Source organism: Arthrobacter sp. S39, assembly GCF_004320525.1.
Taxonomy (GTDB): Bacteria; Actinomycetota; Actinomycetes; order Actinomycetales; family Micrococcaceae; genus Arthrobacter.
This window is the reverse complement of the sequence record NZ_SIHX01000010.1, coordinates 77,578-89,785: the sequence shown is the minus strand read 5'-3', so window position 1 is coordinate 89,785 and position 12,208 is coordinate 77,578. Positions and strand designations below refer to the sequence as shown.

Annotated in this window: 11 protein-coding genes; 10 read left to right on the top strand and 1 reads right to left on the bottom strand. The window is 62.0% G+C overall.

What is annotated here, in order from left to right:
• Window position 1 precedes the first annotated feature (1 nt).
• The 8 genes from EYS21_RS18470 to EYS21_RS23475 all read left to right on the top strand — a co-directional run bounded on the left by EYS21_RS18470 (window position 2) and on the right by EYS21_RS23475 (window position 7,105).
• Window positions 2-688, top strand: coding sequence for a GntR family transcriptional regulator (locus EYS21_RS18470; RefSeq protein ID WP_131134707.1), 687 nt, complete (start codon window positions 2-4; stop codon window positions 686-688).
• A 172-nt stretch (window positions 689-860) separates the two neighbouring features.
• Complete coding sequence (locus EYS21_RS18465) at window positions 861-1,775, top strand: ABC transporter substrate-binding protein (protein ID WP_131134706.1); 915 nt, start codon at window positions 861-863, stop codon at window positions 1,773-1,775.
• Window positions 1,776-1,820: 45 nt separating this feature from the next.
• Entirely contained in the window at window positions 1,821-2,717 is an 897-nt protein-coding gene (locus EYS21_RS18460; RefSeq protein ID WP_131134705.1) for an amino acid ABC transporter permease, read from the top strand.
• Window positions 2,714-3,481 carry an amino acid ABC transporter ATP-binding protein gene (locus EYS21_RS18455; RefSeq protein WP_131134704.1) on the top strand — a complete coding sequence of 256 codons (768 nt, stop codon included), beginning with the start codon at window positions 2,714-2,716 and terminating at the stop codon, window positions 3,479-3,481. The genes EYS21_RS18460 and EYS21_RS18455 overlap by 4 nt, the downstream gene beginning before the upstream one ends.
• Before the next feature lie 2 nt (window positions 3,482-3,483).
• On the top strand, window positions 3,484-4,638 hold the full coding sequence (locus tag EYS21_RS18450; RefSeq protein ID WP_131134703.1) for an FAD-dependent oxidoreductase: 1,155 nt from the start codon (window positions 3,484-3,486) through the stop codon (window positions 4,636-4,638).
• A 97-nt stretch (window positions 4,639-4,735) separates the two neighbouring features.
• Window positions 4,736-5,428: a GntR family transcriptional regulator gene (locus tag EYS21_RS18445; protein WP_131134702.1), complete on the top strand. Its 693-nt coding sequence runs from the start codon at window positions 4,736-4,738 to the stop codon at window positions 5,426-5,428.
• Between the two features lie 514 nt (window positions 5,429-5,942).
• On the top strand, window positions 5,943-6,152 hold the full coding sequence (locus tag EYS21_RS18435; RefSeq protein ID WP_131134701.1) for a hypothetical protein: 210 nt from the start codon (window positions 5,943-5,945) through the stop codon (window positions 6,150-6,152).
• Between the two features lie 794 nt (window positions 6,153-6,946).
• On the top strand, window positions 6,947-7,105 hold the full coding sequence (locus EYS21_RS23475; RefSeq protein WP_165478359.1) for a hypothetical protein: 159 nt from the start codon (window positions 6,947-6,949) through the stop codon (window positions 7,103-7,105).
• 827 nt (window positions 7,106-7,932) lie between these two features.
• Here EYS21_RS23475 and EYS21_RS18430 read toward each other — a convergent pair.
• Window positions 7,933-8,280 (bottom strand): cupin domain-containing protein, encoded by a 348-nt coding sequence (locus EYS21_RS18430; RefSeq protein WP_131134700.1) that lies wholly within the window; start codon window positions 8,278-8,280, stop codon window positions 7,933-7,935.
• 239 nt (window positions 8,281-8,519) lie between these two features.
• Between EYS21_RS18430 and EYS21_RS18425 the strand changes: the two genes are divergently transcribed.
• Both EYS21_RS18425 and EYS21_RS18420 read left to right on the top strand, forming a co-directional pair.
• A complete protein-coding gene (locus EYS21_RS18425) occupies window positions 8,520-9,179 on the top strand; it encodes a GntR family transcriptional regulator (RefSeq protein ID WP_131134699.1) in 660 nt (219 codons plus the stop codon).
• A gap of 112 nt (window positions 9,180-9,291) precedes the next feature.
• Window positions 9,292-12,204 (top strand): FAD-binding and (Fe-S)-binding domain-containing protein, encoded by a 2,913-nt coding sequence (locus EYS21_RS18420; protein WP_131134698.1) that lies wholly within the window; start codon window positions 9,292-9,294, stop codon window positions 12,202-12,204.
• Window positions 12,205-12,208 lie beyond the last annotated feature (4 nt).

Below are 12,208 nucleotides of genomic sequence, written 5' to 3'. Positions count from 1 at the left end.
AATGGCGGCACCGGAAGGGCTCTTTGCACTGGAGGGAAGACCCACGGCGCAGCTGATCGCTGACCAGCTGCGGGAACAAATTGTTCAGGGCGTGTTCCGTCCGGGAGAACAGATCAACGAATCTGTCCTGGCAAGCCAGCTAAGCACATCCAGGGGCCCGGTCCGTGAGGCATTGCAGCGGCTGTGCCAGGAAGGGATCCTGGTCAGCCGGCGTAATAGGGGTGTCTTCGTCCTTGAGCTCGCCATGGAAGACATCAGAGAAATCTACGCCGTACGTGTGGCTGTGGAATCAACTGCCGCAGACGCGCTGCTGGATGCCGGACAGGAACAAGTCAAGGACACCAGCCAGGCACTAAAGGCCATCATCAGCGACATGGCGAAGCAGGTTGCTGTCTCGGACTGGAAGGCTATTGCCCGGCTGGATATGCAGTTCCACACCTCCTTCGTGGCCGGGGCAGGCAACACCCGCCTGATCCGGATCTACAAAACCCTCGCGGCCGAGTCGAGGATGTGTATTCTCAACCTGGCCGTCGCCTACCCCCGAATAGACGTCCTGGTACAGGAACACCAGAACCTCCTCGATCTCCTGGAGGCAGGCCACCGGGAAGAACTCCACAAAGCCATCACACGCCACATGGAATCGGCCGTTGAGGATCTCACCGGAACAACGGAAGAAGGCAGCCCCTGAGATTCCCCTCATCCACCATCGCAAAAGAAAAGGTCAGATCCGCCCGGATCTGGCCTTCTCTTGTGCCGTCACCAAAAAAATCCCTGTAAATTGTCGACGATCCAGTGCGAGGGTGGTTGCATTGTAAGTACAGGCATGCGGCTTGAATGTTTGGAAGGAGACTCCGACGAAGATGAGCATCAAGGTCCGGGCTGCCGGTGCAGGGTTGGCAGTTTTACTGGCGCTAACGGCGTGCGGGTCCACCGGCAGCGATTCAGTGCAAGAAGGGTCCAAGACATCGACTACGGCTGACATCTCAGAGGGCGTCCAGCCTGACCCCGCTGCCGTGGCTCTGCTGCCGCAGTCCGTCAAGGACAAGGGCGAGCTATCGGTCGCGATGGACTTGCACTACCCGCCGACGACCTTCCTTGCTGAGGACAACACCACCGCGATCGGCCTGAACCCGGACATCTCCCGGCTCGTTGCGAAGAAGCTTGGCCTGAAGCTGAAGTTCGTGGACACGAAGTTCGACACGATCGTCCCGGGCCTGGACGGTGGCCGGTTCGACTTCACCGCCACGACCATGTCCAAGACCGAGGATCGACTCAAGGTCCTGGACATGATCGACTACTTCAGGGCCGGCAATTCTGTGGCCGCGGCCGCCGGGAACCCGCTGAACCTCACCGTCGAGACCCTGTGCGGGAAGAACATCGCCGTCACCCAGGGCTCGACCGGTCAGCTGTTGCGCCTTCCGGCCCTTAACGAGCAGACCTGCACCTCCAAGGGACAGCCGGCGATCAACGCCGTGACGCTGCCCAACATCCAGGACGCCCTGGTCCAGCTGCACTCCAAGCGGATCGACGGCATCCTCTACGACACGACCTCCCTCGGGTGGGCAGAGAAGCAGCAGCCGGGCTCCTTCACCATTCTCGGCCGGGTCAATGTCGGCTCAAGCGACCTGACCGCCGTCGGCCTGAAGAAGGGCTCGCCGCTGACCCCGGCCTTCCAGAAAGCGCTCCAGTCCGTCCTGGAGACCCCGGAATACAAGGAGTCCCTCGAGACCTGGGGCCTGGGCTCCGGAGCCATCACCGACGCCAAGCTCAACTAACGGAAAACCGTGCAGAAATTCATTCGTCAAGGAAGTGACGCCGCAATGAATGCCATCGACCCGGCGCTCAAGCCAAGGCTCCGGCGACGAAGCACCTTTGAGTTCGTTGCCTGGGTTGTGTGCAGCCTTTTGGCTTTGGGCATCCTGATCTCGGTTTCAACCAACCCCAACTTCAAGTGGGGTGTGGTGGCCCAGTACTTCACCCACGAAACGATTCTTCGCGGTTTGATGCTCACGATTTTCCTGACGATTGCGAGCATGGCCTTGGGAACGCTTCTCGGGCTGGCGCTGGCTATCATGAGGGGCTCGAGCATCAAACCGATCGCCGCCACCGCGGGCGTCTACATCACGATTTTCCGTGGCACCCCGGTGCTGGTGCAGCTGATCTTCTGGTTCAACGTTGCTGCGCTGTACCCGAACCTGGCGATCGGAATCCCGTTCACGGACATCAGCACCGCGATCGACATGAACGCCCTGATGGCACCCATCACCGCGGCGCTGGTCGGCCTGACCCTGAATGAGGCCGCCTACATGGCCGAGATCATCCGTGGCGGGTTCTCCGCGGTGGGCAAGGGCCAGATCGAGGCCGCCGACTCCCTCGGCATGAGCGGGTGGACGAAGATGCGCAAGGTCATCATCCCCCAGGCGATGCCCTCGATCATCCCGGCGACCGGTAACCAGGTGATCGGCATGTTCAAGGAAACCTCCCTGGTCAGCGTCCTCGGTGTTGCCGAACTGCTCCAAAGCGCCCAACTCATCTACGCCCGGACCTACGAGACCATTCCCCTGCTGATCGTCGCCAGCCTCTGGTACCTGGTCATGACCCTGCTGCTGAGCTACCCGCAGTCCAAGCTCGAGCAGAAATACTCCCGCACAACCTCCCGGCTCCCCCGGAAAGCGAAACCCGTTGTGCTGACAGACCCGGAAGGTATCGCCCGATGAGTAACGACGGCACGATCCTTGCCCGGAAAATCGGCAAGTCCTTCGGACCCAAAACAGTCCTCAAAGACATCGACCTGGAGATCGCCAGCGGCGAGATCTGCTGCATCATCGGACCCAGCGGCTCCGGCAAATCCACCGTCCTGCGCTGCATCAACGGCCTGGAAACCGTGGACTCCGGAGTCCTGAAAGTCAACGGCGAAGACTTCGGCTACTACGAAACCGACACCGCCTACCACGCCCTGCCCCCCAAGAAACTCGCCGAACAGCGCACCAGGGTCGGCATGGTCTTCCAGTCCTTCAACCTGTTCCCCAACATGACCGCCCACGAGAACATCATGTCCGGCCCCGTCCTGGTCAAGCGTGCCGATAAGAAACAGTCAGCCAAACGCGCCCACGAACTGCTCGCTAGTGTCGGCCTGGCCGGCTTCGGGGACTACTACCCGGCCCAGCTCTCCGGCGGCCAGCAGCAACGCGTCGCGATCGCCCGGTCCCTCGCGATGGACCCCGAGATCATGCTCTTCGACGAACCCACCTCGGCTCTGGACCCCGAAAAGGTCGGCGAAGTCCTCGCCGTCATGAAACAGCTCGCCAAGAAGGGCATGACCATGGTCGTCGTCACCCACGAAATGGGCTTCGCCCGCGAAGTGGCCGACTCCCTGATCTTCATGGACGACGGCTACGTCATCGAACGCGGCGACGCCCGCGAAGTCCTCACCAACCCCAAAGAACCCCGCACCCAGGCGTTCCTGGAACAGGTCCTCTGACCATGGACGGAAAACTCGCCATCATCGGCCTGGGCAGCATCGGATCCATGGCCCTGTGGCAGGCCTCCCACCTGACCGGGTCCGTCACCGGATTCGAAGCCCACGCCCCCGCCCACGCCCGCAGCGCCGTCGGCGGTGACACCCGGCTCTTCCGCATGCTCTACCGCGGCAGCCCCAACCTCTACCCCATCCTCCAGCGCTCCCGCACGCTCTGGGCCGAACTCGAAGCCGAAACAGGCCAAAACATCCTCACCCGCACCGGCGGACTCTCCATCGGAACCAAGGACGGCCCCTACCTCACTGCCCTGCTCCAAACCACCAACACCAACGGCGCAGACCATGTCATCCTCAGCCGCGAAGAAATGGCCGAGCGGTATCCCCAGCACAACCTCCGCCCCGACGATTCGGCGGTCTTTGATCCCAATGCGGGAGCCTTGCGGACCGACCGGGCGGTAACCGCGGCGGTTGGGGCCGCGGAAGCCAACGGCGCAACCATCCACACCAACACCCCGATCGACAGCATCACCGAAACCGGAGACGGCGTCCTCATCACCTCCGGCGAAAACGCGTGGACCTTCGAGACCGTCATCGTCGCATCAGGCGGCTGGTCTCGGAGGCTGATGCCCGACTACCTGCAAAAGGCCGCAGAGCCGTACCGGATCTATCTCACCTGGTTCGTGGCCAAGGATGCGGCAGAGTTTTCCCCCGAGCGGTTCCCCGTCTTCAGCCGAATCTCCGGGGACCGTTCAATGTACGGGGCGCCGAGCGTTGATGGTGTCACCGTGAAGGCCACTTTGGACGGCCGGGGAGCACCAACACCGCAACCGGATTCGGTGCCAAGGGGACTGACAGCCGCGGAAATCTCGGAAACCATGGACACGGTCACCGAGTTCTTCCCAGGGCTGCTCCCCAACATTGTCCGCTCAGACGCCTTCCCCGACCTCTTCACCTCGGATCGGCAGCCTCTGATCGGCCACCTGAACGAAGGCAGCAAAATCTACTTCGCTACCGGATTCTCCGGAGGCGGCTTCAAAAACGCCACCGGCTACGGCGAAATCGCCGCGCACGAAGCCTTGGGCAAAGGCTCATTCGACGGTCTCGATTTCCTCAGACCCCAGCGATTCAAGAGCTTTCACGCGACCATCCCCAAAAGGTGACTCCGACGAGGCCTCGTGCCGATGTGGCCTCTAAGGGTTCACGAATCCAATATTGTCTAAGAAATGCAATCGGCCAAGAGTGAAGTGAGGAACAACAATGGCGGCATCGGAAGGATTGTTTGTACTGGAGGGCAGGCCCACGGCGCAGTTGATCGCCGATCAGTTGCGGGAACAAATTGTCCAGGGGATCTTCCGTCCTGGAGAGCAGATCAATGAGTCCGTTCTGGCAGGCCAGCTGCGCACATCCAGGGGTCCTGTCCGTGAGGCATTGCAGCGGCTGTCCCAGGAAGGGATCCTGGTCAGCCATCGCAACAGGGGTGTCTTCGTCCTGGAGCTTACACACGACGATGTCAGGGAGATCTATGCAGTCCGTGAGGCTGTGGAATCTACTGCGGCAGACGCGTTGCTTGATGCCGGCCAGGAGCAAGTCAACGACACGTGCCGGGTCTTGAAGGCCGTCATCAATGACATGGCGAAGCAGGTCGCTGTCTCGGACTGGCAGGCGATTGCCCGGCTGGATATGCAGTTCCACACCTCCTTCGTGGCCGGGGCAGGCAACACACGCCTGATCCGGATCTACGAAACCCTCGCGGCCGAATCGAGGATGTGTATCCTCAACCTGGCCGTCGCCTACCCCCGCATAGACGCCCTCGTGCAGGAACATCAGAACCTTCTGGACCTGCTGGAGGCGGGCGAAAGAGCAGCGCTCCACAAAGCCATCAACCAGCACATGCGGAAGGCCGTTGAGGATCTGACCACCACAAGGGAAGAGAACGAAGTCACCTCCTAATACTCTCCAGCCGCCGACCCACCGTGACGGCCGCCGTCGGACTCTTCGTTGTCATCGCTTTAAGCCTTAAACACGGGCAGGAGCCTCCGGGCAGCCCTCAGGCCTTCCCGTGCCCAAAGCCGCAGGGAAGCCTCTAGCAATTGTCAACAATCGACGATAGACTTTGGGATGGAAACCTTGCATTGGTTACGGGCCGAAGACGTCCCGGATGCGGACCAGGAGGACAGGAGTAAGAGTGCTGCAAAGCCAGCGAGTATCTATGTGGGCGTCCGTCCAGCGGGGTGACGCCGTCACTCTTAGCCAGGGAGGCGTTGAGTGCCACAAGGGTTTTGTTAACGACCGGACTGAAGATGGACACACAATTTGGGTTATAGACAAAATCGGTGATCGTCGGCTGTTCCATATTGAGGACGACTACGAATTGCAGATTTCTCAGAACGCCCATGCCTGCTAAAGAGCCTCTTGGAATGCCGCACTACGGGCGCCTCGTCGAACCTGTCACCCTGGGAGCGTCATGGTCAGTTTGATGGTGCTCATCGCCGCAGGGCTCCTGACCAGCTCCAGCGCAGTCGTGCACCTCCCGCAGTCCACAGCAGACGCAGGTGCAGGTGCAAAGCTCCGGAGGAGATTCAAAAATCACTTCCTGGCTCAGGTCAGTGCCGGAATTCTTGCCCTGGGCTCCATCCTCGTTGCCGTTCATGTCCAGCAGGGCGCGTTCCAGTGATTGGGGCAGCGTGCATTGCCCCCAATGATCCCCTCCGGAACAGCCCCAGACAGGTGGCGGCCACAGCTCCCCGGCCACAAGGAGCGGAGTTGATTTTCCATGACCCCCTGTCTATTTCGGACCCTGAGCAAGAGCCGGCCCGCTCCGGTTTTCCGGTGTCACCCCTGTATCGTTCTCCCGAATCGCAACCGAAACGCCTGAAGAAGAATGGGCCGGCTACGCGGGCCGATCGGCTGGAAGCAGTTCAAGGGAAGTCACCCTCCTCGCTCGAGACCGGGGACGCTCGGCCGCTAGCTAGCGGGCAACCCTGCGAGAGCCTCCAAGCGCGGGACATCTTGGTCGCGTGCCTGCTTAGCCATGAGGGCCTCGCGGCGTCTCATTTCTCGGTAACGGGGCAAACGGCGCTGTCTGAGACCCCGTCGGCCGGATGCCCAGCGCCTGGTTGAGCCGTCCGTGGTGATTCTTCCACCTTTACTGCTCACGTTCACGACCATGTTGGCTTAAAGCTCCGGAATCGTCCTCAGATGCCGGCAAGAACACAGCATGAGATAGATGATCACAAGGATGAGGAAGAGCCGAGCCGCTCAGCAAGGCAGTGAAAATCAGATGGAGTATGTACGAGATACCAACAACTCCGATGTTGTTCACTGCTAAGCCCAGTAGTTGAGTCTTCGCGGTAGGAGCAACGCTGGGGACCTGGGCCGCGAGTAGCATCCGGCTGGCTGGGTTGCAGGTTGAGGGCGAGCCGCGGCCTGCCGATCAGTTTCGCGGCCTGAGACGCAGGACCGCGGGGCATGGATGGCGAGGTCGGAGCCGTTCTCGAACCGGAACCTCAGGATCCGATCGGTGTTCATTTTGGTTTCGCGCTGTCAGGAGTGCGGATCACCGAAGTCGAGCGTGGCGTTGCGCTGGATGCGGGTTCGTCGTCGGAACTCGCCGACGCGAAGGCTTAGCGTAACGACGGCCGGGACTGCGTCTACGAACTTAGGTGCAACGCAGATTCGAGTCCCTGCCTTAGATCCCGTCAGCCGTCGCCCTCAATGTCCAAAGCGCAAGTGTGCCGCTCAAGGCAGGCATCACCTCGCCCCTAGCGATAAACCTCGTGCCACTCGGGTCCCCAGCGGCTGACCACCATCCGGTTTTCGGGCAATGACCAGTGCCTGACGGTTCATCGAGCACGAGAGTCGAAGCAGCCGGGCGACGTTTCTTCATGACATTTCCTTTCATTAGGGGGCTGGCGGGTACCGGCCTCGGTTGGTAGTTCACATAGCTAGTCTAGCAATTGTCAACAATCTACGATAGGGCTGGAGTGGCAATTTTTTTGCATTCCGACATAGGCGACCTATCACGGCCTCCCAGGACCAAAGGGGCGGAGGGGCTTAACCAACCCCTGCTGCAAATCTGCGCCGGAAGTTCGGCTATAGGTGCAGCTTTTGTCTCTCCACGCCCACGTGCGCATCCGCGTCATGACCAAGCGCAACCGGGCACAGCCTGGGACAAGGCACTAGCCCGCGGACCGTCCGGCGTTTCTGGAAGTGCTGACGGACCCGGACATCCCCTATGCCCGCCCTTCCCCCGCCCGATCCTTGAAGCTGGAGGACACGGGGTCCGCACTGGCGGCAGTACGCGCCATCGGAGAAAAGAGAGGAGCCCAGGGCCGGAGGGAAGAGATTCAGGAGGGTAGGACCCGGGTCACCTTCGCCGTGTTGCCGGATGCGCGAACGGGCCACACCCTCACTGAGGGTGCGGCCCGTTCGTCAGTAGCCAGGTGAGACGGCGCTCAGTCGAAGCCGTGGGTGTAGACCTTGCGAATAGTCTCGGTGACCTCCCAGCGGCCCGACCAGTCCTTGGGCTGGACGATCACGTCGCCGCCGGAGATCTCGTAGCTGTTGCCGGTGGCGGCGTCGGTGACGGTCGCGCGACCGCTCACGATGTAGCACACTTCGGTGTCCTCGCGAGGGGTCACTTCCCAGCCGCCGGGCTGGCACTCCCAGACACCCGTCTTGATGGCGGTGTCGAACTTCAGGATTGATGTCTTGGGGTCGCCTGAGTCGTAGCCAGGACGGTGGCCGTTGGGCTCGAGCTCCCCGGCGATGGTGGCCGCAGGTACGTAAACGTACGGACGCATGAACTTCTCCTTCTGCCATACTGTCAATTGTTGACAATCGTAACCCGTGCGGCAGCAGATGTCCATGGCAGAGAAATGCCCCGCGGCCACGCCCCCTCCCCGAAGCTGCCCCCAAATGACCCTGATGCGCAAGGGAGCTGAAGCCGCCGCAGCTCCTGACGTTTTCGCACGGTAGCCAGACTTACCCCTGAGTTTCACCACTTTTCGCGAAAACTGTATAGCTGTAATACAGTTTTTAGGTGACGATCAATGAAACCGTGACAGTTGCCGACGCTGTCCGTACCCGGCTTGAACGCAGCCTCCTGGCCGGAGACTACCCAGCGGGAGCACGGGTTAAGGACAGCCACGTGGCCCAGAAGCTGGGCGTGGCGAGGCCCACTGCCCGCGTTGCGGTACAGAGCCTCATCGCTGACGGCTTCCTGGAACGTGAAACCGGGCAAAGTGCAAGGGTCCGCCGTTTCACCGCCCTGGACGTCGCCGACATATTCCGCGTGCGCCGACTCATCGAATTCGAGGCGGTCCGCTCGGTCTGCCAAGGCGCCGATACCGAGCCGATCCGGGAATCCCTGGCGAGGTTTTCAGGGGTCAGGGATGACCAGGATTGGGAGACAGCGGCACAAGCCGACATGGGCTTTCATGCAGCAGTTGTGGCAGCTGCAGACTCGCCAAGGTTGAGCAGGCTCTTTCAGACGATTTCGACAGAGATCCGCCTCCTGATGGCGCTCCTTCGCCCCAGATACCCCCACGTATCGACCCTTCACGATGAACATACGGCGCTTCTGAAAGCACTTGTCACCGGCAACCCTGAAGAAGCCTTACAGCTTTGGGCGGCCCATTTGAACGACGCCGAAGAGTTCCTGAGCACGAGAATCCCGGAGGAATCTTCCCGAGAGGACTAGGCCGGCACAGCCACCCGCTCCAGCCCAGGGGCCGGCTTCCCGACGGCACTCCCCTCAATTGCTTATCGATTCATCAATACCGTTCCATGCAACCCCGAGTGGAAAGCGCACCATGCCTTCAAAGTTCACCGCCCCGGAACATGCACCGATCCTGGAAAGGCTTCAGGCCGCGGGTGTGCCCGTGGAAGCCTCCGGCCACCGGCTGGCCGCGTACTCCTACGATGCGTCCAATTACCGGATCCCGCCTGTTGGTGTGGTGTTTCCGCGGAGCGTAAACGACGTCGTCGCCGTTATGGCAGCGTGCCGGGAAACCGATACTGCCCTCATAAGCAGGGGCGGAGGGACGTCCATGGCTGGAAACGCCATCGGCCCGGGAATCGTGCTGGACTTCTCGCGGCACATGAACCGGATCATCACCATCGATGAGACGACGGGAACGGCAAACGTCGAAGCCGGCGTTGTGCTTGCCCGGCTCACCCGCGAAACCGAACTCGCAACCGGCGGGAGCCTCACGTTCGCCCCCGACCCGTCCTCAAAAAACCGTGCCACCATCGGTGGCGCCATCGGCAATGACGCCTGCGGCAATCACTCGGTCCGCTATGGTCGGACTTCTGACCACGTCCACGAGATCGACGTCGTCACCTCCGATGGAGCCCTCCTTACCGCATCTGACAAGGGCGTCCGGGCCACCAATCCGTCCGATGCTTTCTCCGTTTCCCGGGCGTTCCAGTTGGGCGAAGACTTCAAGAAGCTCGCCCAGGACAACCTGGCTGCTTTCCGTCGTGAACTTGGCCGCATCCAGCGCCAGGTTTCCGGCTACCACCTTGCCAACCTCCTGCCGGAGAACGGCCTCAACGTTGCCAGGGCACTGGTCGGCACCGAGGGAACCTGTGCCGTCGTCGTCCGCGCCCGCATGAAACTCGTCCCCAAGCCATCCAGTGCGCTGCTGGTCTGCCTCGGCTACGCCGACGTCGTCGATGCCGCCAAAGACATCGAGACCATCCTTGACTTCTCACCGGCAGCGGTGGAGGGCATCGATGAGGCCATCGTGGATACCATGCGGCTGCGCCGCGGAGACGACTCCGTCCTGGGGCTTCCCCGGGGCAGGGCGTTCCTGTACGTAGACCTCGACGGCGACGACCCGGACGAAGTGGCCCGCCAGGCCGCCCTGCTGCTGGAACGGCTGGCTGCGAACGGGCGCCTGGTCGATGGGTGCCCCGTTCCGGACTCTGCTGAACGCGCTACGTTGTGGCGGGTGCGGGAAGACGGCGCAGGGCTGTCGTCAAGGCCCGCCAGTGGCGGGGAATCACTGGCCGGCTGGGAGGACTCCGCCGTTGCCCCGCAGAACCTTGCAGCCTACTTGGCCGATTTCCGGACGCTCCTGGACGAGTATGAGCTGACCGGGATCATGTACGGACACTTTGGGGCGGGATGCATGCACATCCGCATCACTTACGACCTGCGCACTGAAGAAGGCCGCAGCGTGTTCCGCAAGTTCACTCAGGCCGCCGCCGAACTTGTGGTCCGCCACGGAGGCTCCCTGTCCGGAGAACACGGCGATGGACGTGCCCGCTCGGCACTGCTTTCGCAGATGTATTCCCCCGGTATGCTCGCCGCGTTCGAGGAATACCGCAGGCTTTGGGATGAGGCAGGGATCCTGAATCCGGGTTCCATCACCGATCCGGATCGATTTGACGCCAACCTGGCACTCGAGGGGGTCCCCGAGCGTGAGTGGAGAACGCACTTCGAGCTCCGGCCCGTTGAGGCCGCCGCAGCCGGAGCCGCCCCCTGGGTACATGCCGTCCAGGCTTGCATCGGCGTCGGCAGGTGCCGTTCAGACTCGGGTGGGGTGATGTGCCCCAGCTTCCGCGCCACCGGGGACGAGAAGGACTCAACGCGGGGACGGTCCAGGGTGCTCCAGGACATGGTCCGGGGTGCCCGGACCGTCGACGAAGGCTGGAAGTCTGAAGATGTCCGCGAGGCATTGGATCTGTGCCTGGCCTGCAAGGCCTGCTCCAACGACTGTCCCGCAGGCGTGGACATGGCCAGTTACAAATCGGAGTTCTTCGCGCACTACTACGAGGGGAAGCTTCGGCCCATGTCGCATTTCTCCCTCGGGTGGCTGCCCAGGTGGCTGAAGCTATCGTCCCGCATTAGCCCGCTGGTGAACTTGGTCCTGGCCAGCCCGCTCGGGAACGTCGTCGCCGCTGCCGGTGGCCTCACCACCAAAAGGAAGATGCCGAAGTTCGCTTCCCGGAAGATGCTTCGCGACGCTCTCGCCCCGTACAGCTCCCCCGCCAAGACAGCCGACGCAGTACTTTTCGTTGACTCGTTCACCAAGGGTTTCAGGCCTGAAGTGGCCGGGGCAGCAGCCCGGGTCATGGAAAGCACGGGCAGGCAGGTCGGCTGCGAATCCGACGCCTGCTGCGGCCTGACCTGGATCTCCACTGGTCAACTCGACACCGCAAAGAAGCTCATGGGCAAGGCCGTAGCGAAGCTCGACGACGGCAGCGATGCACCGATCGTCGTCATCGAACCGAGCTGCGCCGCCGCCTTGAAGAAAGATGCACCGGAACTGCTCGGCACCGAGGCCGCCGAACGCGTATCCCACCGGATCCGCAGCTTCGCCGAAGCCGTGAAGGAATGGGTCGACGCAGGCTGGACGCCACCGGCCGTACCGACGGACGTGACGGTGCAGACCCACTGCCACGAGTACTCAACCTTCGGGGCCACAGTCCAGCGCAAGACCCTGGCCGCCCTCGGCGTCGCCAATGTCACCGAGGCGACCGGCTGCTGCGGGGTCGCCGGGAACTTCGGCTTCGAAGCCAACCACTACGACATCTCCATGAAGGTGGCGGAACAGGCGCTGGCTCCGGCCCTCGCCAAAACCGCCCAGGACACCCCGGTCCTCGCCGACGGCTTCAGCTGTGCGATGCAGGTCAAGCAATTGGAACCCGGGCGCAAGAGCCTTCACCTTGCCGAACTCCTTGATCCCCGGAACACCGTCCCTTTGAGCAAGCCCTAACCGA